A 22,652-nucleotide genomic window follows, 5' to 3' on the forward strand; every position below is an offset into this window, starting at 1 on the left:
TTACTGAATCCCCCGCATCGATAAGCCGACCCGACCTTTTTTCAAATCCACATGAATGACTTTTACGTTGACGATATCCCCAACAGACACTACATTCATGGGATGCCGTACAAAGCGGTCGGCCAGCTCGGAAACATGCACCAATCCGTCATTTTTCAGACCGATGTCAATGAATGCCCCGAAATCGACCACATTTCGAACCGTACCTTTCAAGATCATGCCTTCCGCCAAGTCCTCAATCTTCAAGACATCCGTGCGGAAAACGGGCGGTTCCAACTCTTCCCTTGGATCTCGCCCCGGCTTTTGCAGCGCTTCGACAATATCTCGTAATGTGGGCGCTCCAATCTGCAATTCATCCGCCATTTGCCCGACATTGACTTGTTGCAGCGCCTGTTTTAACGATTCACGTTGGTTTGCATCGTGTAACGAGTCAAGCGAAAACCCTAATTTTTTGATCAACGCCTCCGCCGCTTGATACGATTCCGGGTGAATCGGTGTATTGTCCAGCGGATAATCTCCGTCCGGAATTCGCAAAAATCCGGCTGCCTGCTGAAACGTCTTCGGTCCCAATCGGGGAACGCCCGCCAACTGTTCACGTCTGGCGAATTTCCCGTTTTTTTCACGATGGGCGACAATCGACTTGGCGATGCTTGCCGTAAGTCCCGATACATAGGAAAGCAAGGAAGCTGAAGATGTATTCAGATCCACCCCTACCTGGTTGACAGACGACTCCACAACGAACGTCAACTGTTCTTCCAGACGCTTCTGTGATACGTCGTGCTGATACTGGCCTACACCGACCGATTTCGGATCGATTTTTACCAGTTCGGCGAGCGGATCTTGCAGGCGGCGCGCGATGGAAATGGCGCTTCGCTCCGCCACATCCAGCGTCGGGAACTCTTCGCCTGCCAGTTTGGATGCGGAATAAACGCTGGCGCCCGCTTCCGACACAATCACATACATCAATTGACGTGGCAGTTGTTTCAGCAATTCCGCCACAAATTGTTCCGTTTCCCGCGACGCGGTTCCGTTTCCAATCGCAATCACATCAACCTGGTGCTTCTCAATCAATCCCGCAAGAATTCGTCTCGCTTCCTCCGTTTTGTTCTGCGGCGGTGTCGGATAGGTTACCGCGATGTCCAATAATTTTCCCGTTTCGTCGACGACCGCAATTTTACATCCCGTCCGATACGCCGGATCGATCCCCATCACCGTTTTGCCGCGAACCGGCGGCTGTAACAGCAGTTGACGAAGATTCCCGGAAAATACTTTAATCGCCTGCTCTTCCGCCTTTTCTGTTAAAATTGCCCGCACTTCTCTCTCGACAGCAGGCGCAATCAACCGTTTGTAAGCATCTTCAACGGCTGCCTGCAGATAGGGAGTCACAAAATGCGGCAGATCAGCCGATCGATGTTGGTTTAATTTTGCAAAAAAACGCCGTTGCAACTGGGAAAGCAGCTCTTCCGCAGGAACTTTCACAGAAACCTTTAAAAAATCTTCCCGTTCGCCCCGATTCATCGCTAAAATCCGGTGAGGCGGCACTTTTGCCAACGGTTCTTCGTAGTCATAATACGCTTCATACACCGACTCCACCGACGAATCGGACGCCTTGCAGACAATCGCTCCTTTTTGCAGCGTGAATTCACGGACGAATTTGCGGTTTTCGATATCATCCGAGACTTCTTCCGCCACAATATCAAGCGCGCCCTGCAGCGCCTCTTCCGCCGATTCGACACCTTTTTCCGGCACTATGTAATCCGCTGCCGCCAGCAATGGATCGGTTGTCCCATCCTGCAGCAGCCATTCGGCCAGCGGCTGCAGCCCTTTTTCCTTGGCTACGGATGCGCGCGTCTTTCGTTTCGGACGAAAAGGCCTGTATATATCCTCTACTTCTGTCAGGTTTTTTGCCTGCTGGATAGCCGCGCCAATTTCATCCGTCATTTTCTCCTGTTCGCTGATCAGCCGGTAAATTTCCTGCTTGCGACCATGCAGATTTCGAAGTGATGCCAATCGTTCCTGCACGACGCGGATTTGATTCTCATCCAATTCCCCCGTCATTTCTTTTCGGTAACGGGCTATAAAGGGGACCGTATTCCCCTCGTCCAACAGGCCAATCGTGCGCTCTGCCTGCCCTTTTTTTAGTTTCAGCTCTTCCGCAATGATCTGTGCAAAATCGGGTGCTTCCATTACCATGCATAACCCTCCGCCATGTTTCGCATACTGTTTTGGGACAAGTTTTCCGGTCCCTCTAATAATGGATTTTAAAAAAACCAACCATGTTCGTCCACTATTTATTCAGATTAACTGTTTTAAATTAGGCTAAATTAACCGAATTTTAAAGAAATGGATCTTTATTTTTTCAGCCAAATAAAGTATTATATGTATAAGCAAAGCAACGGAACTTGTTTTGCAAAATACGTTTAGGGGGGCGATCTTGGTGGATCAGATTCTGTTTGATGAGGTGGAAACCACCCGTACACGGCATCTCGGATTTATCACGGGCGGTAAAAGGTATGATTTCTCACTGACCAATACGGAACACTTCTACGGAAAGACGATTGTTACCTGTCTTCAGTCCAATCGCAGCGCCCTTCTGGATCGCGACGACATGGACAATATTGACTATCTGGCGAAATTTTACAATCTGAGTCTGGAAGACGCGCAGCATCTGTCAAATTTCCTGAGAGAATCACTAACCGATCCCGTGCGTCATGAACAATACTAATAGCACAAGCGTAAAATCAGCCCTTGCCTTGCAGGGGCCTATTTTTTTCTCCTTCCATTTGGGCGGCACCATTTACACGTCATATGTTCCGTTGATAAACCTTCCTTGCCCGTTTGTGCGATTCCCTTAGCCGTGACCAATTCAGCAAAATATGATACCTTTAAGGGAATGGAGCAAGGAGGAGGAACACCATTGGCTATCAGCAAACTGGACTATTGTTTAAACAACCTGCAAACTTGCGGTACAAGCCATTTATATAACACTGTCGAAAAAGAGTTTCCCCACATTGAACAGCGCCGTTGGGGTTGCCTCAGCAACTGTTCCGAATGTATGAAGAAACCGTTTGTTTTAATTAACGATTCTGAGATTCTGGCTGGCGAGGATCCGAACGATCTGCTTGCCCAATTGCGAGCCAAAATGACAACCCCCGCTTGATCGCGGGGGTGTTTGTTTAATAGAATCTCGCCAAGAACGCCACAAACAAGGCAGCCGGGTATAGAAGCGCCAGGGAAAGCAACGTTCCGACCAAGCGGCTGGCTGTTAACAGGATCATAGAGGATTCGACAACCTGCATCGGAATTTTTCGTTGAATCCCCTGATCCATAAGGATCGCGCCGCGCGGATCTACCAGAAATAGCAACAGAAAAACGCCAATCGAATTGATCGCCGGAGACAATCCCGTAACGGTAACGGCCACTTCCGGGCGTAAGGCAGCCGCAACATACGGCGCAATCGGCGCAATCGTCACAAAAGCGTACAGAATGACGTTTAACACGATCATATCTCGCGGTACCCCTTGCAGCCGGACATTTTTCCAAAAGCGGACACGGGGCGGCCGCCAACATCGCGCCAAGTCTTGCAAACCGCTTTTTTGCAAACAGATCGACTTGAACACACCCATCACATTCCCTGTCTTTTCCATCCGGTCAATGCCCAGTTCATAAAATTTCTCAAAAGCGGGCAAAAACAGAAGGCCACCGAGGGTTCCTGCCGCCGCTCCCAAAATGACGAACAGGAACGAATAGAACGGATTGAAATGAAGGCGGATGGACTGTTGCGCAATGCTTGCTATCGCAGGCATATATAAAAACGTTGCCGTACGCGAAGCGAATGAGATCATGGCAAAAAATGAATTTGCCAACGCCAGCTGTTGCGAACGCACACCCGCTATACGGGCCGCATACGAAGTGGTGTCAAAAAAATTGTTCACCGCAATCATTGCAAACACAAACCACAAATAGCCCATTCCGATTTCTCCGCCAGTTACCCTGTCAAGCCATTCCAACCGATTCACTCTCCATACTTCCTGTTATGCGCCATACGCCTTACTTCCGCAAATACGCCGTACCCGTAGCCAGATTATCCGCTACTCCGCCCAACTGTCCAGATACCGTTTTTGTTCTTCCGTCAATTCATCCACTTGTATGCCCCATGTTTTAAGGCGCAAGCGTGCCACATACTGGTCAAGATGATCAGGTACCGCGTACACTTTCGGTTCCAATTCGGCCCTCTTTTCCACCACATGCCGTAGCGCAAGAGCCTGCAGCGCGAATGTCATATCCATCACCTCTGCCGGGTGTCCGTCACCTGCCGCCAGATTGACCAGGCGCCCTTCCGCCAGCAGATACACTTTGCGACCGTCCGCAAAGGTGAACTCTTCCACATTGTTGCGTACTTTGCGCACCGATTTTGCCATATTTTGCAGATCCTGCTTATTGATTTCCACGTCAAAATGGCCCGCATTGCAAAGGATGGCTCCGTCTTTCATCACATAGAAATGTTCTGCTGTAATGCAGTCCTTGTTACCCGTCACCGTAACGTAATAATCACCGACCCGGGCCGCATCAATCATCGGCATCACTTCAAAGCCGTCCATCACTGCTTCCACGGCTTTAATCGGATCTACTTCGGTGACAATCACTTTTGCGCCAAGGCCTTTCGCCCGCATGGCAACCCCTTTGCCGCACCAGCCATAGCCGACAACGACAACCGTTTTACCGGCCACTACCAGATTGGTAGTGCGCATGATCGCATCCCAGACTGACTGCCCGGTTCCATACCGATTATCGAACAGGTACTTGCAGTATGCGTCATTCACCGCCATCATGGGAAACTCAAGCGTTCCTTCCTTTTCCATCGAACGCAGGCGGAGAATTCCAGTGGTCGTCTCTTCGCAACCGCCAAGAATCGTTTTCGTCTGCTCAAGGCGCTCTGCATGCAGAGTGGAAACAAGATCCCCGCCGTCGTCAATCAATGCATCCGGAGTAAAATCCAATGCGAGATTAATGTGTTTCTTGTATTCATCAGAACTTGCCCCGTACCAGGCATAGCCATAAATTCCCCCGTCGACGAGCGCTGCTACCACATCATCCTGAGTGGAAAGCGGATTCGATGCTACAACAGCCACATCCGCACCACCTGCCTGAACCACCTTTGCCAAATAGGCAGTTTTAGCCTCCAGGTGAAGGCAAATTGTGATTTTCTTTCCCTTAAATGGCTTGTCCTTCTCAAACTGATCCTTAATGGAATTAAGCAGCGGCATGTGCGCAGCCACCCAATCAATTTTTAATTTCCCTTGCGGAGCCAGTTTCAGATCGCGAATTTGCGAGTCATTAGCTGTAAGCGACATATGTACCACCTTTCGATAGAACTGTTTTTCCGCTTTATTTTACCTTGTTGCCAACCCAATTACCATGGTTATCGCACACTTCGAAGTAAGAGTTTCTGGAAGTCAGAGTTTCTGATCGTACAAAAAACAGGCCGCTCCGGAGCGTATCATCATTTCGCTCCAAGAACGGCCCGTACGAAATTTTTTTAACTGCGAACTTGCAATTTTTCCAATTGTTCAAGGAACAGCGGGTTGAGTACTTTGATGTATGTTCCTTTCATGCCAAGCGAACGGGATTCGATAACACCAGCCGATTCCAATTTACGTATTGCGTTTACAATTACAGAACGGGTGATACCCACACGGTCTGCCACTTTGCTGGCCACAAGCAGCCCTTCGCTGCCTTCCAGTTCTTGGAAAATGTGGTGGATCGCTTCCTGTTCGGAGAATGACAAGGATTCAAGCGCCATAGCCACAACCGTACGATTTCTGGTATTGACCTGCATTTCTTCCTGCTGCGCGTGAATAATTTCGATACCCACCACAGTTGCACCGTACTCACAAAGAATCAGGTCATCATTTGTAAACTGTTTGTTTAAACGCGCCAACAGCAGCGTACCCAAACGCTGTCCGCCGCCGCGAATCGGAACGACGGTCAGGTTCTTTTTCTTGAACACTTCATTTTCTTCTTCCGAGAACACGTAAAGCGCATCTTTGTCCTCAAGGTTTTTGACCGTTTCGTCAAACTTGAGAAGGGTTTCGTTAAAGTTGCCCGGAAAACGTTTTTCGACGTTCATGATCTGGTTCCATTCGAGTGTCAGCTCGTATTCCGCCAAACCGTAGCCGAGAATTTTCCCGCTTTTGGCCACGATATATACGTTAGCCTTTACCATATCACTCAACAGTTGAGCCAACTCTTTAAAGTCGACACCCTTAACGGAAGACTTTTGGATCATTCGATTAAATTCTTGTATTTTCTCAAGAAGTGGCACTGCTCTTCACCTGCTTTTCATATTTTAATAACTCTAACTTACATATAAAGTATTCCAAAAAGAAAAAAAATTCAAGGGCTTTTCTCAGAATGTTCGAAATTTCATAAAATGTTCAAATAATCTTATAAAAATTTACAATTGCGACAGGATATGTCACATTTCGACATCGTTGCCTTTTATCCTGCCACGCCTCATTTTTTGACATCCGCTTAGTGATCGCCATGGTTATTTTTACGGGGATTTGTAATCTTCCAACCTTCCTCCGGGTACAGCAGATATTTCACTTGCACCCCGTCCAGCCACTCCGACTGTCTGCGATCAAGCAGCACTTCCAATCCGCCCGCGTCAACCACTTCATCATGGGCAGTGGGCGCCGACAGCGTAACGCTGTAATGCGCATGATCCCCGTGTACATGATTGACTACCAGGCGCACTTTCATCCCCTTTGCTTCCTGTCCTTCCATTGCTTCTTTTAACTTTCGGATTGCCAGTTGGTTAAATGTTACTTCCACTGCTGCTACCGCCCTTCTCATCTTTGTCTCTTTGTCGCGTACTACAATCATTGACAGGGGATGAACTATTTAGTCAGGCCCTCATCAATTCGATCGAGCAATACCTGCACAATGCGCGGATCTGCCCCGACAGGCTCACTTACCCGAATCGTCATGCCGCGAAAATTGGCTTCTTCTTCCTTTGCAATTCGCACCGCTTTTCGCATCAAATAACCTTTTGACAAAAAATAAGGAACCATATGCAAACGGGTGACCCCTTTTTTCACACAAGTTAAAATAGCGGTTGGAATATCGGGTTCACACTGATCCAAAAAAGCTACTTCCACAACATCAATCGATTTCCGCCGCTTCATTTCTTCCGCCATTTCATACAGCGAATCGTTCGCATGAGCCATCAAGGATCCATGCCCGACCAGCAAAATGCCGTCCATTCTCTTTCCCTCCAGCGTCCGCTTTTTTTAAATGATTCCCGTTCGTCTACGCGGTTTCACCTTCTGCAGAACGAACAGAACGGCAAGCAGCAATGCACCAGACAGAGAAGACCACGCAAAATATTGATAGATCGAAAGCACACCGAACCGATCGTACAACCATCCAGCCGTATAACTGGCCGCCATCGTGCCTAAACCGTTAGCCATCGCTGCATAAATGGCCTGAGCGGTCACCTGTACACGTTCGGGAGCGGAATGTCGAATAAAATTGGCTGCTATCGGCAGGAACAAACCAACGGAAAATCCCTGCAGCAGGAAAAATGAAATCACCATAAGGGGGGACGGACCTGATGCATAAAAAAACCAGCGGGCCGCCGACACCAATCCTGCTAAAATGACCAATGTCAACATCCCGATTCGTCCCATTAGCCAGTCGGCCATTTTCATAAAAGGCGCTTCCGAACCGGCAAACAGTAAAAACGCCAAGCCAACGCCGCTCACTGCTCCGCCAATCGCTGTATAGAACAACGGAAAATACGAGTTGTTCGCGTAAATCGGGCCAAAGATCAGAAAAGCGGCAATCAAAAAGAGCAGATAGGACGGAATCCTCAACAAACTGCCGACATCCGTCAGTATACCGGAAGAACGCCGCAGCTTCCGTTTCGGAAGCAGCAGAGCAAGGTACGCACAGGACACAAAGGCGCCTGCATACAAGTAAAAGATTATCGTTAGCCCGAACCTCTCAGCCAACTGACCTGCCAGCCACACCGCGATGGCAAACCCAACCGCCCCGAACATCCGTATGCTGCCATAATTGGTTTTTCTGCCTTGAAAAAAATCAAGTGTCATCGCGTCAATTACCGGAACGACCGCACTCTGAAAAACAATCAGCAGGATATAGAGCAAGAGCAGCCACCCATACCGGCCGTTCACCGAAGGGAACAGCAGACCCAGACTCGCACCTGCCAGCAACGCCCCTGCCAACACCTGTTTTTGCGCCTGAAAACGGTCTGTAATCATTCCCCAAACCGGCTGCACCAGGATGGAGACGATCGGACCGGCTGACAGCAGTATGCCAATCTCTACACCGGACAAACCAAACGATTTTAAATACAGAGAAAACATCGGCAAATGGGCGCCAAATCCGAAAAACAGAAAAAAGTAAAACAGACAAAATCGAAAGGTCATTTTCATTCCCTTTCCTGAGTCAATGACATTTTACATAATATAACGCGAAAAGAGAATAATTTTCACAAAATTGAAAAGAACTCAGTTGATTTATTTTGAAGAAACAGACAATCGGTCGACAATTCTTTTAAGGCGGTCATAGTGGGACAACAATCGAACCCGGGCCGCTTCCGCTTCCGAAGCAGCAGGCCGCAGACCCCGAATATTCCAGTAATCAATCAGTGTATCGACAACCTGGTTAAAATAATGGACCGGACTGTAGTTGGCATGTTTCGCAATGATTTTCTCCCGTTCCGAAAAATCAGGCATAACCGCCCCCGGCATTTTGAAGTTCATGATAACGTCCGTCACCAGCATGATATAATTTGGCTCCAATTCGAGGTGAGTTTTCACCGCATCGCGATAAAACGTATAGTGGAGCGTCTCATCTTTCGCCAAACGCTTCAATAAAGTGGACAGTTCGGGGTCATACGGTTGAGCAGCTTTTGCCACATTCATGTAAAACACCATGGTAGCCAACTCCTGCACCGTCGTATAGACCATCGTTTCAAGCGGGGTTTCAAAATCGATTTCCCAACCGTTTTCAACCACCATCTTCCGCAACCGGTGAAGCTCTCGCGGATCCCCGTTGCGCGTCACGATCAGATAGGTTTCCAACAGGCTGCTGTGCTGATCTTCTTCCGCCGTCCATGTATGGACAAAGTCCTGCAGCACCTGGAACGATCCTCGAAACGTGGTGCTTAACCCGGTTGTAAACCAGGGCAAATTGACTTCTGTCAGCAAAGCCGTTTCAACCGCCGTATAAATTTCGTCCGGTACGATTCGTTGCTGCGGGAGCCACGGTTCCTTCTTAAAACAGCGCGCCTGCTCCCAGGGTATATATTCATGATAGCTCCAATCAATATTGGCCGCTTGTAATTTATGCCGGTTGTACAATTCCTGGAGTTGTTTTTCCAACCTGGAGTTTGAATCGTTTAATAGTAGCACTCGAAAACCTCACTTTTTTCAGAAAACTAAAATAACAATATTACCATATCATACAACAAAAAGTCAGTGATGAACAGTACGGATTTAACGGGTCAGTTGTTGCTTTCTATTTTTTGGTTTAGGATGAGTACAACAGAACCTGAACCAATCAAATCAAAAAGGAGAGAAACTCTATGTCATTAACCCCTAAAAAACCTGCCGAATCGCAAGTGGAAATGGCAGATATTATACTCCCCGCCCAGACCAACGCATTGGGAACCATTTTTGGCGGGGAGGTCATGTCGTATGTGGACCGTATCGCATCGATCGCCGCTTCCCGTCATTCCGGCCAATCGGTTGTCACTGCTTCGTTTGACAGCTTGGATTTTCTGTCTCCTATCCGTCTGGGGGAAGTGATTTTACTGCGGGCAGTCGTTACCTGGACAGGCCGTACGTCAATGGAGATCATGGTGACAATTGAGGCAGAAAACAGCAGAACAGGGGAACGGCGCGTAACGGGCGTTTCTTTTTTGACATTCGTCGCGGTAGACCACGCAGGGCGCCCCGTCGAAGTACCCCCGCTTGAACCGGAAACGGATGCGGAAAAATACCAGTTCGAGCTTGCCAAAGATCGCGCTGCTCATCGCAAACAAAGACGAGAAAAGTTCGTATATTGAAAGAAAGCACCGCATCCGGGTTGGAATACCGGCGCGGTGCTTTTTAACAGCAGTTCTTTTTACAGCAGTTCCTGACAATCCTATTTATTTTGCATTCACCAATTGGTTTTTCAAAATTTCCGGCACCTGGCCGATAGCGTCCGTTAACTTGGCAACATCCCGTCCGCCCGCTTGCGCCAGTTCGGGTCTGCCACCGCCGCCACCGCCAGTAATCGCCGCCACCTCTTTGACGATCTTGCCTGCCTGCAAACCTTTGCCTACAAGATCCTTTGAAACCGCCACGACGAAGTTCAGCTTGTCATCGTTGGCGCCGCCCACCACGACGATGCCCGAACCGATTCGGTTGCGGAGATCTTCCGCCACACTGCGCAGACTCTCCATGTCGAGCCCTGACAGTTCCGCTGCAATGAACGGGATGCCATCCACCTGCTGCACCTTGTCAAGCAGGCCTTTTACTTCGTAGGAAGCGAGCTTGCCTTTCAGACTTTCTATTTCTTTCGTCAGTTCCTTCACGTTAGACTGCAGAATGTCAATCCGGAACGGAATGTCCTGCACATTCGACTTCAGCCTGCTTGCCACTTCTTCCAGCAACTGGGTCTGTTGCTTCATGTATTCATACGCACCGCGCCCGGTTACCGCCTCAATACGACGCACTCCTGCGCCAATTGAAGATTCGGAGACGATTTTGAACAGGCCGATCTCACCCGTCCGGTTTACATGACAGCCGCCACACAGCTCAATTGAATAGTCGCCCGCCTTTACAACGCGTACAACATCGCCATATTTTTCACCAAACAGGGCCATCGCACCCATTTTTTTCGCTTCATCAATCGGCATCTCACGGATTTCAACCGGTTCATTCGCCCAAATCTGCTCATTCACTTTTTGTTCCACCGCTGCCAATTCCTGCGGAGTCATGGCGCTTAGATGAGAGAAGTCAAACCGGAGACGATCCGCTTCCACCAACGAACCTGCCTGCGCCACATGCTCACCGAGCACTTCTCGCAGCGCTTTATGCAACAAGTGGGTGCCTGTATGGTTTTTCACGGTATCTGCCCGTTTTTCCGTGTCGATGGAAGCTTCCACCGTATCAAATACATCCACTTCACCGGAGATCACTTTCACTTTGTGGACATGATAGCCATTTGGCGCCTTTTGCACGTCAAGCACCTGCATCTGTGCCTTTTCTCCCACGGAGATAATCCCTTTATCGGCTACCTGTCCGCCCGATTCAGCATAAAACGGAGTATAGTCAAGAATCACGTCGACCTGGTCGCCTTCCTGAGCCGATTTTACAATTTGATTGTCTTTAATAATCGCCAATATTTTACCGGCGGCAGCCAGGTTGTTGTATCCGACAAAGCTGGACGTCAACTGACCAAGCTCATCAAATACAGTATTTTGAACCTGCATGGAAGAAACGTCCTTACGCGCAGCGCGGGCACGCTCCCGTTGTTCCTGCAAGGCTCGTTCAAATCCTTCACGGTCAACCGACAATCCATGCTCCATCGCAATATCTTCTGTCAAATCGATCGGGAAACCGTATGTGTCGTAAAGCCGGAATACCTCTTCGCCCGGGATTTCCGACTTTTTCTCCGATTGTACCCGTTTTATCACGTCTGCCAGAATCGCTTCCCCTTCATGCAGCGTTTCAGAGAAACGTTCTTCTTCCGCTTTGATCACCCGTTCGATAAACTCCCGCTTTTGCAGCACTTCCTGATAGTAGCCGCCCATGATGTCGCCAACCACTTTCACCAACTGATACAGAAACGGCTTCTCAATTCCCAGCACTTTTCCGTACCGAACAGCGCGGCGAAGCAACCGGCGGATCACATAGCCACGTCCTTCGTTGGATGGCAAAGCGCCGTCTCCGATTGAAAACGTAACGGTTCTTACATGGTCCGCGATCACTTTGAACGCGACATCCCATTCCTCTTTTTGGCGATAGGGTTTGCCAGCCAACCGGCTTGTCTCCTCAATCACCGGCAGAAACAAATCGGTGTCAAAATTGGTTTCCCCGTTTTGCAGCAGGGAACACAGCCGTTCCAAGCCAGCCCCCGTATCAATGTTTTTCTTCGGAAGTTCCGTATAGGTGCCATCCGGATTATGGTTGAATTGTGAAAATACAAGGTTCCACACTTCCAGAAAGCGGGTTCCGCCATCCAGATCCGGATGGAATTGTTCCGGCTGGCCTTTTTCCGGATTTCGATCGTAAAAAATTTCCGAACAGGGGCCGCACGGTCCTTCCCCGATATCCCAGAAATTGTCCTCTTCTGTACGGGCAATTCTATTGTCGGGCAGGCCGATTTCCTCGTGCCACAACTTGTACGCCTCTTCATCCTCATGATAGATGGTGACATACAACCGTTCTTTATCAAATCCGATCCACTCTGGAGAAGTCAAAAACTCCCACGCCCAATGAATCGCTTCCCGTTTAAAGTAGTCACCGATCGAAAAATTGCCCAGCATCTCAAAAAACGTATGGTGCCTTGCTGTCTTCCCTACGTTTTCAATGTCATTTGTGCGAATGCATTTTTGCGAGTTGGTCATTCGCGGATTTTTGGGGATTTCGCTGCCGTCAAAATATTTCTTGAGCGGTGCCATTCCCGCGTTAATCCACAGCAGCGACGGATCATTGTAGGGCACCAGACTGGCACTGGGCATGATGTCGTGCCCTTTCGATTCAAAAAAACGAAGGAACTTTTCGCGAACTTCTGCCGATTTCATAATTTCCTCCTGATTTTTGGTAGTAAATAAAAAAATCCTCCGTCCACTGCAGGGACGAAAGGATTTGCTCTCGCGGTACCACCCTGATTATCTGCCTGGCCACATACCGAGTAAAATGGCTTTCGATGGCAGATCGCCTTGATGTGCAGTAACGGACACAAACCGAAAAGGATGAATTTGCCTGGAAGCAGCATTCAGACACCCTTCACAGAGCAACCTTTTCAGCCTGGAGGTTCCCTCTCTGACTGTGGACTGCGTCTTACTTCACTTCCGCATCGCTTTTGGAAGATCTCACACTTTTTATTCTCAACTATTATAGCGATGTAAAATGGCATCGTCAACAAGGTGCACCATATGTTTCCAGTTTTGTGCGAAAATGGTCTGTAACCTTTTTCCGCTTTTTTTCGTCAGACGGATTAGAATGGTTGTAAAATGGCAGGAAGGAGGATGTTGCCATGGAGGAATTTATCAGACAAGCGCTGATTGATGAAGAAGCGATGACTTCCCTTTTAAAAGAATTGGAACCGTTTGTCTATCGTCTTTCCTACCATTTAACACGCCATCAACACGATGCGGAAGATTTGGCTCAGGAAGTGCTCTACAAAATATGTACCAAGCTCTCGTTATATCGAGGCGACAGTTCACTTCAGACGTGGGTATATTCCTTGGTGTTAAACACATATAAGGATACTCTGCGAAAAAGAAAAGTGCGGCAGTTTGAAGAACTGACCGAAACCGCCGCAACCCAGTCGTTTGAAAACGCATCGAATTCAAAAATTTTGCTGGAAAGTTTATTGGAAGATCTGCCGGAAATTGATCGCCATATTTTGATACTTCGTTTTCAAAACGATTTGTCTGTGCGAGAAGTGGCCGACATTATGAATATTTCCGAAGCCAATGTAAAAACAAGGGTGTTCCGGCTAAAAGACCGGCTGCGCAATCTGTTTCGACAAGGAGGTGAAGTTCTGTGAAGTGCGCCGATGTTTTAAACGAATTATGGTCAGGCAAAAAATCGGAAGAGATCCGTTTGCATCTTGAAATTTGTTCCTCATGCTCGCAAGAAGCGTTTGAGATTCAGCAAATTGTGAAAAGCCTTCGTTCGATTGAATATCCGAAGCCCAGCCGTTCGTTGCTTCCCAACCGCGATACAATCCGACAGATCGTTCAGAAAAACCGCAAAAAACCTTGGCAGAGCATATCCAATGTGGCTGCTGTGGCAACTATACTGCTCGCCGTTGGAACTGGCGTTCTGATTAACCATTTCCAAAATCGCTCGACCGGGTTCACGACCGGCTCGCCTGTCGCTTTAAGCAATCCATCTGCGACAACCGGACTCGCTTCCGCTCCCGGTTCATCGAATACGGAACCTGCGAAACCGCCAGCCATTTCGGACAGCACAGGGGATAGTGAAGGAAGCAAACTGCCCGACGCTGTGAAGGGATTATTAAACAATCCCGCTCTTAAAGGTGACGACAAGTCGGCAGCCCGAGTACGTCCCAGCGACCTGCCCATTCCGCCAAACAACGGAACTGACAGCACTCTGTCTGTTGAAGTTCCTGCCGATGCCGCCAAAGCAGCAAAAGTTGCGAAGAGCCCAGCCAGAATGCAGGGAATCGCAGCGGCAAAACCGGACAACACCAACGCAACCGCCGACACACAGGCAACCCCGGATCCGCAGCAATCTGAATTTGCAAAAAGTATTTCAGCCTATTTTAACGGACCCCATAAACCTGCCGGCACGAAAGAAATAACCGTTGAGAGTTTTACGGCCGATCCGCAAACAGAAGATCGGGTATTGACAGGTAAAGCCGTTTTGAATGTTACATTGGAACCGAATGCAAAATCCGACTTTCAGGCAGGCAAAAACGAAGTATTTGTTCTGTTTGTTCTGCGGCAGGAAGTTTGGGAAGTCGAAAAAACGTCAACTTCCCCGTTAACGACGGATGATGCGCCGCCCTATTACTTAAGTCTCGATAAAATCGGTCAAACGATAGGCGGACGTGTAACTGAAATCTACATCTCCGAGTATCGGGATGACAAGTTTGTTCAACAAATACACAGCATCAGAATCCTAACCGATCCAGACCAAGCTCCTAACGGAACGATTCGACCTTCTTCCTTTATCAATATCGATTTTAATCAAGACATGCCAGAAGGGCTTCGATTGGCCCTTAATAAAGGGGATCGGGTGATTGTAACCGTTGGGCCGCTTGATCCGAAGGTTGTAAAGGAAGAGAACCGCTGGTACAGTACGCTTGATCGGTTTTTCATTTATCATGGCGGCAAATATTATGATTTCAAAGGAAATGTCGTCAATCTAAAAGACATCAATCCGCAGCAAGCAAACCCTCAAAAATAAACCGTCAGGATAATCATTGAGTAAGAAGGCTCCCGTTTCACCGAAACGGGAGCCTTCTTTCATTTTAGATACGGAAAACCGCAAAAGTTACGGCTGCAATTCCGATCACGATCAGCGCAAACAGACCGATTTTCCTCATCAATTTCGCTTCTTTGTCGGCAGATCCCGCAATCACAGCCGCTAATACAACGCGGGATGGGGAAGCCATAGTTTGCCAACCACCCGGCGATCGAACCAATCATGCCCGCGTCTTTCATGACCATCCCAAGCGCCACAAAGCAAATCGTCGAGATAACGGTCGGTCGCGATTGCCGCCAGGTGTCCCGCACACTGTTTGAAACCTCGCCGATGGAAATTTTGTATAACCGCAACAGAATCAGGCATGTAATCAACATGACCGTGCCCGGACTGTCCAGAATAGAACCGGAGAGCCACTTTGCAGCTTCCGGAATTCGATGGAGCAGTTGATCACTCAGGAGAAAAAGCAAAAAAACAAGATAAGGCAACAGCGTCTGCCACGTATCCCGCAAAGGCTGTTTACCCGAATCGCTTTTCTGTTGCTTCCTTCTCCAAACGATTGCTAACAGGAATCCGGTTATCAGCCCCGCTGTCACCCCTGCGGTTGGAACTTGCAAGTATCGGTTGGAAACATACAAACTCCCGCCCAAAAGTCCCGCTGTTAAAAATACATCCGGAAGTTGTCGAAGCGCCAAACGCCATCCAACTGCCGTCAGAGCTGCTGTAAAAATCCAAAACAGCAGAAGAGGCAATGAAAATATCGTGCACAATACGCCGACCGTTTGCAAGGGAACGTTTGCGATTTCCGATCCCAGTACAGTCCCGACAGCCATCGCTCCCCATGGGACCGCATTTTGTGTGAGCAGGGCAAGTACAGCTGCCTGCATGCCCCGGTAACCGAGCGCCAAAACAAGCGGCCCAGTCAACACAATTCCTGCCCCAAATCCGCTTACCGCTTCAAAAAACGGCCCCATCACCGCCACTACGAACAACGTCCGCCGCAAAGGATTCTCTGATAAGCGATCAATCAGATCGGGGAATTTGTCAAACACTCCGGTACGACGAAGCAATTGATAGAACCACAAGCCCATAACCACTACATAAACGACCCGAAAAGCGGGAGAAAGTCCGTGCGATAAAGAAACAAGCGACTGCTTCCAGGACAATCCAAAAACAAAAACTGCGATCAGTAAAGTTATACCGAGTCCGTACAAGCTGGTTTCAGCTGTCCCCCTTTTTTTCACGAGCAGCAGGAACAGCACAGCAAGAAACGGAATGGCGGCAAAAAGCACGGGCGACAACCGAATCCCCCTCTCCTCACTTGGCTACCGTTTGTTTTCTTTGGTCGATAGGAATTTATAAATTTTATCCTATCGACATAAGGTCAAGAGGATCCCACCAAAGTGCTTGCCACTTTGGTGGGTGGAACTTTGCTTCCGCCTGCGCCAAAGGCTTGGCGAAAGCCAAGTTTTCTTTATATACTATAGTAAATCAATTTCTATTATAGTGTGTAAATTATGTAAAATTCAAGAAATTTTCTACTATAGCGGAAACAAGGAAAGGAGATTCCTTTGATGAGTTTTGGAACCCATGTACGAAAAGCAAGAATCGAAAAAGGGCTCACCTTACAGGATCTTTCCGCACGCAGTCGGGTAAGCCGCTCCATGTTATCCCAAATCGAACGGGGAGAAAAAAACCCGACGCTGCAGGTCGCTTGTCAAATCGCGGAGGGATTGGACACTACATTATCACGTTTATTAGGAGAACCTGAGACGGATCAAGTTGTGGTGATTCGTAAGGAACAGCGGCAGGTTTACCGGGACGCTTCCTCCGGTTTTGAACGGCATCTGCTGTCCCCTGCTTTCCCCGCACGGGGCATTGAGTTTATTTTAAACATTATTCCTCCCGGCGGCGATTCCGGTACCTTTCCGCCGCACAAATCGGGCGTCAAAGAATATATCACCGTTGCGAAAGGGAGTTTGCAGGCCATTTTAAATAACCAAACCTATTTGTTGCAGAAAGGCGATTCCATTTTTTTTGAGGCGAATGTGGAACACCGTTTTATTAACATCGGAGAAGCGGAATGTCATTATTATCTGGTGATCGATTCCAACACAGCGGGAGGATGATCTGTATCAGCTTACAGACACCCGGTCGTTTCGGGAATGTGCCTGGCGCTCCTTTTGCATTTTGAACGTAAAGCCAATGCCGAGCAAAAGCATCAGGAACGCAAATAAGAACGCTTGGTTAAAACCGCCTAAGTGGTCAATAATCCAGCCGGCAGATCCAGGACCGAGCAGCTGACCGGCCGCAAAAAATAATGTCACGTAACCGAGCGCCACCGGCGCCAAAGAAGTGGGGACTTGCTCCGTTGAAGCAGCCTGAATCAATGCCAACATGCCGCCGACTGTGCTGCCAAGCAGGATTTGGCAGATGATAAAACTGGCCAGACCGGGAAGCAAGATGGGCAGCAACGTCCCGATTGCCACTACGGTTAACGATAACAGGAGAGACATTCGTCTGCCGACTCGATCGGAGAAAACTCCCCATACCGGGCCGCTGAAAACCGATAAAAATCCGCCAATTGCCATGACAATGCCAGCTACTTTCGGATCAACCTGATGCTCCAGCATGAAGCCCGGCAAAAAGGTGGGCGGTATGATATAAGCCACACCAATACACATATAAATATAGGCCACCAGCAAAACTTCTTTTTTTCTGTAAACGGCCGATAACAGATTGGGCCGCTTCTCTTTTGAGTATGATGCTGCTGCAGGGGGATTTTTTAAAATAAAAGCGGCCATTGCCCCGACAATCAGACCATAAACGCCAAACGATTCCCACGCAATCCGCCATCCGGAATTTGAAAACAAATCGACTAACCAAGGTACTACCAGCCCTGCAATGAAAGCCCCAAGCCCTAAGCCATTGGCAAGAAAGCCGATCATAAGGCCTCGTCGATTAGGGAACCAGGAAACAAGCAGAGAAGCCAATGGCGTATATGTAAAGGCTGTTCCCACACCGGCCAGGAACATCCATACGGCCGCTGCATGAAATGAAGACACCCACGCCAACGCCAATAAAGAAAGTCCCGTTAAACCGGTTCCCAACATTACGACCTGTTTACTCCCCCAGCGGGCAGCCAACCATCCGGCAATCGCGACCATGACAAAATACCCAAACGCGGTGGATGTACCCAACAGCCCCGCATTCACATAACTTAAATGGAGACTGTCTCGCATAAACGGCATCACCACTCCGTATGCCATTCTGCCGAAACCAGTCGTCGCGATCGTCAACAATGTTCCTATAACGGCATACTGCCAAATTTGACTGCGTTGTTTGCCCATATTCCGCCTCCTGTTCCCGTACGATTGCTTTCAATTCGATTGTATGGCAACGGCAAAAAAATAAACAGCCCGTTCCCACGAGCTGTTGTTGTATTTTAAAATTAAAATTCAATCAATCCAAGCGAAATCAATAATGCATCATTCACACGAGACATCAATTCATCGTCCAGATGCGTAATTTTATCTGTTAACCGCTGTTTGTCAATAGTGCGAATCTGTTCCAGAAGAATAACCGAATCTCTTTCCAGTCCGTCTTTATCAGCTTTGATCTCTACATGGGTAGGGAGTTTCGCTTTTTGAATTTGGGCGGTAATAGCAGCCACAATTACAGTAGGACTGAATCGATTGCCGATGTCATTTTGGAGAATGAGCACGGGGCGGAACCCACCCTGTTCGGAACCGACCACGGGTGATAATTCAGCAAAGAAAACATCCCCACGCTTGACACTCAAGGGCTACACCCCGCTTACAAGCCGTTCTAGTGTTGTCTCCGCTTCTTCTTCCGCCAGGAACGCCTCCGAGGCAATGTTTAAATTGATTTTGGCCATTTCCATATAACCGCGCTGCATGGTTTCTCGGATGAATCGTTTCTTCCGCTCATTTAAATACAAACGCATTGCTTGGCGAATCAGTTCGCTGCGGTTTGATTTCTCCTGCTCCACGATACCGTCCATTTCCTGCAGAAGATGATTCGGAATACTGACCATTATCCTTTTTTTATTTGACAACATCCGGCACCCCCGACAATGACCTATTGCCCACTCTGGTATTATACCCAAGTTTCTCTATCGCTGTCAAAAGTCTGAAATCTCCTTTAGTTTTACTCAAATCTGTACAGCCTGGGCACCCGTTTTCCCAAATCGCAAGCCACTTCATAGGAGATAGTTCCAATTAAATCAGCAATCTCATCCAATGAAATAAACTCGTCGCCTTGTTCGCCGTACAACACCACCTGATCGCCTACGGAAACCCCTTTAATATCCGTCACATCAATCATGCATTGATCCATACAGATACGGCCTATGATCGGAGCCCGTTGACCGCGAACCAATACGGACGATTTATTGGACAAAAGCCGTGAATATCCATCTGCATATCCGACAGGGAGGGTAGCAATCAACGCCTGCTCCCGTTCCACCGGTGTTGCACCGTATGATACCCCCGCCCCGCGCGGCAACATTTTCAAATGCACAATCTTCGTAACAAACTGCATGGCCTGGCGAAGATCTATAAGGGATCGGTCAACCTGTTTGCCCGGATAAAGTCCGTACAACGAAATGCCAATCCGAACCATATCATATGCCATTTCCGGAAATTTTATGGCCGCCGCACTGTTTGCCAAGTGCCGCAGCGGAATCTGTATCAGATGATCATCCAATTCTTGCAACAACCGTTCCCATCTGGAAAATTGGCTCCTTACATAGCGCGGATCCGGATCATCAGCGGTAGCCAGGTGGGAAAACACACCTTCCAGTTCAATCCATTCCCGCCGCGCCAAATCTCTTATAAACCCAATCGCCTCTTCCGCCTGCAGCCCGATTCGCCCCATACCCGTATCGATCTTTACATGGACACGCGCTTTGGTTCCCGTTCGCTTGGCGGCGGCCTCCAAAGCGTCCACCAGATCATTTTGAAATACGGTTTGCGTCAAATTCCAGCGAATGACTTGTTCTGCCGCTTCCGGAGGGGTATATCCCAATATCAAAATCGGTTCTTCAATTCCTGCCTCCCGCAGCGGGATTGCTTCTTCCACGCTGGCTACGGCCAAATAGTCGACCCCGCTGGCAATTGCCTGTTTGGCGACCGGGATGGCACCGTGTCCATATCCGTCTCCTTTGACAGCTGCCAGGATGCGGGTAGTCGAGGGAAGAACTCTACGAAATTCCTGAACATTATGGGCAATATTCGAAAGATTGATTTCCGCCCACGTCGGTCGAATCATATAAGGTCACGCTCGTTTCCCGTTTTCCCAAGCGTATCAACGTACAAGCATGGCGTCAAGCGCCGCTGTCTTTCCCCTACACGAAATATACATGCAAAAAACAGCCATGCCGATGCAATATGGCTGTTTTTTTATTTACCGGGATGATTGACCTCACATCCTATTTGCCAATCGCTGACATGGTGGACTGCGCCATTTTCGTCATTTCCTGAACCGGCAAGGAAGATGTAAGCGAGAACTCCAGATTTTGGTGTGTCCAATACAGCGTCTTCACATTTCCACTGCCCGTTACGATGGCAGGCGTGCCGAGCAGATCCTGCATTTTACCGGATGGCAAAGCGACTGCGCCCGGTTCCGCCCTTGCTTCCGTAATCGTTGCCACATTTCCTTGTGCATCTGTATAAACCAGATAGATGGTTTGATCCTGCTCTTTTACGTCTTTCAACGTCATCCCCTTCGGCAGATAGGCAGGTTCTATCACGCCAAAATCGGATTTCCCCCCCGCCACCGCCACCGTACCATCCGTATTGGCTAACGCCATTGCCGCTTCCGGAGTAAACGCATCCTTCTGGAAATTCATTCCTGTATCAAACGACTCGTAATCGACGGTGACAATCGGTTGATTCTCCTTATTGAAGAGTACCATCTGTTTCGGATATAATTTCCGGTCATCAAGCAGCACTTGCTGTTTCGTTATGATCGGATTTTCCGGCAGCATAGACATGTTAATAAGCACTGAATCTTTCCGAATTGACAACTCCTTATCCTTTGCCTGCAAAATCCGGTCAACCAATGCATGATAGAGGTACACATGCCCGCCTTGATTTTCCGACCAATCGCCTCGGAAACGGTAACTCTTTTTTAACTGCGGATTGACGACATAGATCCCATCCTCATTCCGCAATATAACTTGCGAGATCTCTTTCTTCTCATTGCCCAGCGCGATGCGGTAATTGCCTGGCGCCTGATACCACGTTTCAATATAATATTTGCTTGTGGATGATGGCGTCTGCACCGTCATGGTGGCGGTGCTCTTATAGGACTTCAGATTCTTCTGCACACTCTGCAAATTTTTTACCACATCATCCGCCGACCGGATTCCACAACCGGCCAATCCCACGCATATGGCAAATACCATTACCCATACTACCCTTAATGATTTGCGCATAGCACCACCCCTTTATCGGCTGTCCCCGTGATCTGATTTCAAGATATTCGGCAAGTCCGAAAAATAGTACAAGTCAACTGAAAAACGGAAGGGTTCCGAGAAGTGCATAGCGAACGTTTTATAAATAGGGAGGGGTAAGAATGAATATGGAAAAAGCATTACAGGGACAGGTGGCGATAGTTACCGGTGGAGCGACTGGACTTGGCCGAGCGATGGCCCTGCAGTTTGCCGAGATGGGAGCCACCCTTGTAATTGCCAGCCGAAATATGGCAAACTTGCAAAAAACAGCATCCGAAATTGAACAGCGAGGCGTTTCAGCACTGCCTGTTCAATGTGACGTACGCCATCCTGAGCAGGTTGAACATTTAGTAACGGAAGCGATTTCCCGCTTTGGCAAAATCGATATCCTGGTCAACAATGCGGCAGGCAACTTTATCTGCCCGACAGAAAACCTTTCGTTCAACGGTTGGAATTCGGTAGTCAACATTGTCCTGAACGGGACATTCTACTGCTCGCAAACGGTCGGAAAACGTTGGATTGAGGAAGGCCGGGGCGGCAGCATCTTGAATATCGTTGCGACATACGCTTGGACCGGCAGCCCTGGCGTCATTCACTCCGCATCCGCCAAGGCCGGAGTTGTCGCGATGACCCGCACATTGGGGGCCGAGTGGGGAAAATATGGAATCCGCGTCAATGCCATCGCACCCGGACCCATCGAAAATACGGGCGGTGCCGATCGGTTGTGGGGGGACCCGCAAGCGGAGCAGCAAGTGAAAGCGGGCATTCCGCTTGGAAGATTGGGAAAACCGGAGGAAGTGGCGCATCTTGCCGCATTTATGGTATCTCCTTATGCCTCCTACATGAGCGGCGAAGTGGTGACATTGGACGGAGCCGCTTGGTTGAACAGAGGACTGCTTCGGTAGTCCCCCTTTTTTGTAAGTACTTGAAATTATTGGTTGTCTATGCGTTAATATTTGTAGTATCCGTTT

Annotated in this window: 22 protein-coding genes; 7 read left to right on the forward strand and 15 right to left on the reverse strand. The window is 48.7% G+C overall.

Annotation, left to right across the window (positions count from 1 at the left end; translation table 11 throughout):
- Nucleotides 1-2,193 carry a Tex family protein gene (locus skT53_RS11250; protein ID WP_200756938.1) on the reverse strand — a complete coding sequence of 731 codons (2,193 nt, stop codon included), beginning with the start codon at nt 2,191-2,193 and terminating at the stop codon, nt 1-3.
- Between the two features lie 244 nt (nt 2,194-2,437).
- Here skT53_RS11250 and skT53_RS11255 point away from each other — a divergent pair, with 244 nt between their 5' ends.
- Both skT53_RS11255 and skT53_RS11260 read left to right on the forward strand, forming a co-directional pair.
- Nucleotides 2,438-2,725 (forward strand): DUF3055 domain-containing protein, encoded by a 288-nt coding sequence (locus skT53_RS11255; protein WP_200760959.1) that lies wholly within the window; start codon nt 2,438-2,440, stop codon nt 2,723-2,725.
- A 192-nt stretch (nt 2,726-2,917) separates the two neighbouring features.
- Complete coding sequence (locus skT53_RS11260) at nt 2,918-3,160, forward strand: DUF1450 domain-containing protein (RefSeq protein WP_200756939.1); 243 nt, start codon at nt 2,918-2,920, stop codon at nt 3,158-3,160.
- A 16-nt stretch (nt 3,161-3,176) separates the two neighbouring features.
- On the opposite strand, the gene skT53_RS11265 is transcribed toward skT53_RS11260, so the two are convergent.
- From skT53_RS11265 to skT53_RS11295, 7 genes are all read right to left on the reverse strand, one after another.
- Nucleotides 3,177-4,019: a lipid II flippase family protein gene (locus skT53_RS11265; RefSeq protein WP_200756942.1), complete on the reverse strand. Its 843-nt coding sequence runs from the start codon at nt 4,017-4,019 to the stop codon at nt 3,177-3,179.
- Between the two features lie 72 nt (nt 4,020-4,091).
- A complete protein-coding gene (locus skT53_RS11270; protein WP_200756944.1) occupies nt 4,092-5,354 on the reverse strand; it encodes an adenosylhomocysteinase in 1,263 nt (420 codons plus the stop codon).
- Nucleotides 5,355-5,539: 185 nt separating this feature from the next.
- Entirely contained in the window at nt 5,540-6,325 is a 786-nt protein-coding gene (gene codY / locus skT53_RS11275; RefSeq protein WP_200756952.1) for a GTP-sensing pleiotropic transcriptional regulator CodY, read from the reverse strand.
- A gap of 209 nt (nt 6,326-6,534) precedes the next feature.
- Nucleotides 6,535-6,837, reverse strand: coding sequence for an iron-sulfur cluster assembly accessory protein (locus tag skT53_RS11280; RefSeq protein ID WP_226375194.1), 303 nt, complete (start codon nt 6,835-6,837; stop codon nt 6,535-6,537).
- 65 nt (nt 6,838-6,902) lie between these two features.
- Entirely contained in the window at nt 6,903-7,268 is a 366-nt protein-coding gene (locus skT53_RS11285; protein ID WP_200756954.1) for a sirohydrochlorin chelatase, read from the reverse strand.
- A gap of 27 nt (nt 7,269-7,295) precedes the next feature.
- Nucleotides 7,296-8,456 carry an MFS transporter gene (locus skT53_RS11290; protein WP_200756956.1) on the reverse strand — a complete coding sequence of 387 codons (1,161 nt, stop codon included), beginning with the start codon at nt 8,454-8,456 and terminating at the stop codon, nt 7,296-7,298.
- A gap of 90 nt (nt 8,457-8,546) precedes the next feature.
- The gene (locus skT53_RS11295; protein ID WP_200756963.1) at nt 8,547-9,443 is read right to left on the reverse strand and encodes an acyl-ACP desaturase; all 897 of its coding nucleotides are present in this window, start codon (nt 9,441-9,443) and stop codon (nt 8,547-8,549) included.
- Between the two features lie 173 nt (nt 9,444-9,616).
- On the opposite strand from skT53_RS11295, the gene skT53_RS11300 reads away from it, so the two are divergent.
- Nucleotides 9,617-10,099, forward strand: a complete 483-nt coding sequence (locus tag skT53_RS11300; protein ID WP_200756964.1) for an acyl-CoA thioesterase — start codon at nt 9,617-9,619, stop codon at nt 10,097-10,099.
- Nucleotides 10,100-10,183: 84 nt separating this feature from the next.
- On the opposite strand, the gene alaS is transcribed toward skT53_RS11300, so the two are convergent.
- Nucleotides 10,184-12,826 (reverse strand): alanine--tRNA ligase, encoded by a 2,643-nt coding sequence (alaS, locus tag skT53_RS11305; protein ID WP_200756965.1) that lies wholly within the window; start codon nt 12,824-12,826, stop codon nt 10,184-10,186.
- 455 nt (nt 12,827-13,281) lie between these two features.
- On the opposite strand from alaS, the gene skT53_RS11310 reads away from it, so the two are divergent.
- Both skT53_RS11310 and skT53_RS11315 read left to right on the forward strand, forming a co-directional pair.
- Entirely contained in the window at nt 13,282-13,797 is a 516-nt protein-coding gene (locus skT53_RS11310) for an RNA polymerase sigma factor (RefSeq protein ID WP_200756966.1), read from the forward strand.
- Nucleotides 13,794-15,185, forward strand: coding sequence for a hypothetical protein (locus skT53_RS11315; protein WP_200756967.1), 1,392 nt, complete (start codon nt 13,794-13,796; stop codon nt 15,183-15,185). Before skT53_RS11310 ends, skT53_RS11315 begins: the two co-directional genes overlap by 4 nt.
- A 59-nt stretch (nt 15,186-15,244) precedes the next feature.
- On the opposite strand, the gene skT53_RS11320 is transcribed toward skT53_RS11315, so the two are convergent.
- Nucleotides 15,245-16,495 (reverse strand): L-lactate permease, encoded by a 1,251-nt coding sequence (locus tag skT53_RS11320; protein ID WP_226375443.1) that lies wholly within the window; start codon nt 16,493-16,495, stop codon nt 15,245-15,247.
- A gap of 282 nt (nt 16,496-16,777) precedes the next feature.
- On the opposite strand from skT53_RS11320, the gene skT53_RS11325 reads away from it, so the two are divergent.
- Nucleotides 16,778-17,332 (forward strand): helix-turn-helix domain-containing protein, encoded by a 555-nt coding sequence (locus tag skT53_RS11325; RefSeq protein WP_200756969.1) that lies wholly within the window; start codon nt 16,778-16,780, stop codon nt 17,330-17,332.
- Nucleotides 17,333-17,338: 6 nt separating this feature from the next.
- On the opposite strand, the gene skT53_RS11330 is transcribed toward skT53_RS11325, so the two are convergent.
- From skT53_RS11330 to skT53_RS11350, 5 genes are all read right to left on the reverse strand, one after another.
- Entirely contained in the window at nt 17,339-18,553 is a 1,215-nt protein-coding gene (locus skT53_RS11330; RefSeq protein WP_200756970.1) for an MFS transporter, read from the reverse strand.
- A gap of 101 nt (nt 18,554-18,654) precedes the next feature.
- A complete protein-coding gene (locus skT53_RS11335; protein WP_200756972.1) occupies nt 18,655-19,005 on the reverse strand; it encodes a type II toxin-antitoxin system PemK/MazF family toxin in 351 nt (116 codons plus the stop codon).
- 3 nt (nt 19,006-19,008) lie between these two features.
- Nucleotides 19,009-19,284: a CopG family ribbon-helix-helix protein gene (locus skT53_RS11340; RefSeq protein ID WP_200756973.1), complete on the reverse strand. Its 276-nt coding sequence runs from the start codon at nt 19,282-19,284 to the stop codon at nt 19,009-19,011.
- Between the two features lie 89 nt (nt 19,285-19,373).
- The gene (gene alr, locus skT53_RS11345; protein ID WP_200756975.1) at nt 19,374-20,495 is read right to left on the reverse strand and encodes an alanine racemase; all 1,122 of its coding nucleotides are present in this window, start codon (nt 20,493-20,495) and stop codon (nt 19,374-19,376) included.
- A 160-nt stretch (nt 20,496-20,655) separates the two neighbouring features.
- The gene (locus tag skT53_RS11350; protein WP_200756977.1) at nt 20,656-21,663 is read right to left on the reverse strand and encodes an outer membrane lipoprotein-sorting protein; all 1,008 of its coding nucleotides are present in this window, start codon (nt 21,661-21,663) and stop codon (nt 20,656-20,658) included.
- A 140-nt stretch (nt 21,664-21,803) separates the two neighbouring features.
- Here skT53_RS11350 and fadH point away from each other — a divergent pair, with 140 nt between their 5' ends.
- Nucleotides 21,804-22,586 (forward strand): 2,4-dienoyl-CoA reductase, encoded by a 783-nt coding sequence (fadH, locus tag skT53_RS11355; protein ID WP_404828857.1) that lies wholly within the window; start codon nt 21,804-21,806, stop codon nt 22,584-22,586.
- Nucleotides 22,587-22,652 lie beyond the last annotated feature (66 nt).

The organism is Effusibacillus dendaii (assembly GCF_015097055.1).
GTDB lineage: Bacteria > Bacillota > Bacilli > Tumebacillales > Effusibacillaceae > Effusibacillus > Effusibacillus dendaii.

Excerpts from the sequence above, each read along its gene's own strand:
- skT53_RS11350 (WP_200756977.1), bottom strand. The coding sequence starts at position 21,663 with ATGCGCAAATCATTAAGGGTAGTATGGGTAATGGTATTTGCCATATGC.
- skT53_RS11290 (WP_200756956.1), bottom strand. The coding sequence starts at position 8,456 with ATGACCTTTCGATTTTGTCTGTTTTACTTTTTTCTGTTTTTCGGATTT.
- skT53_RS11250 (WP_200756938.1), bottom strand. The coding sequence starts at position 2,193 with ATGGTAATGGAAGCACCCGATTTTGCACAGATCATTGCGGAAGAGCTG.
- skT53_RS11285 (WP_200756954.1), bottom strand. The coding sequence starts at position 7,268 with ATGGACGGCATTTTGCTGGTCGGGCATGGATCCTTGATGGCTCATGCG.
- alr (WP_200756975.1), bottom strand. The coding sequence starts at position 20,495 with ATGATTCGACCGACGTGGGCGGAAATCAATCTTTCGAATATTGCCCAT.
- fadH (WP_404828857.1), top strand. The coding sequence starts at position 21,804 with ATGAATATGGAAAAAGCATTACAGGGACAGGTGGCGATAGTTACCGGT.
- skT53_RS11310 (WP_200756966.1), top strand. The coding sequence starts at position 13,282 with ATGGAGGAATTTATCAGACAAGCGCTGATTGATGAAGAAGCGATGACT.
- alaS (WP_200756965.1), bottom strand. The coding sequence starts at position 12,826 with ATGAAATCGGCAGAAGTTCGCGAAAAGTTCCTTCGTTTTTTTGAATCG.
- skT53_RS11340 (WP_200756973.1), bottom strand. The coding sequence starts at position 19,284 with ATGTTGTCAAATAAAAAAAGGATAATGGTCAGTATTCCGAATCATCTT.
- skT53_RS11330 (WP_200756970.1), bottom strand. The coding sequence starts at position 18,553 with ATGGGCAAACAACGCAGTCAAATTTGGCAGTATGCCGTTATAGGAACA.
- skT53_RS11270 (WP_200756944.1), bottom strand. The coding sequence starts at position 5,354 with ATGTCGCTTACAGCTAATGACTCGCAAATTCGCGATCTGAAACTGGCT.
- skT53_RS11325 (WP_200756969.1), top strand. The coding sequence starts at position 16,778 with ATGAGTTTTGGAACCCATGTACGAAAAGCAAGAATCGAAAAAGGGCTC.
- skT53_RS11300 (WP_200756964.1), top strand. The coding sequence starts at position 9,617 with ATGTCATTAACCCCTAAAAAACCTGCCGAATCGCAAGTGGAAATGGCA.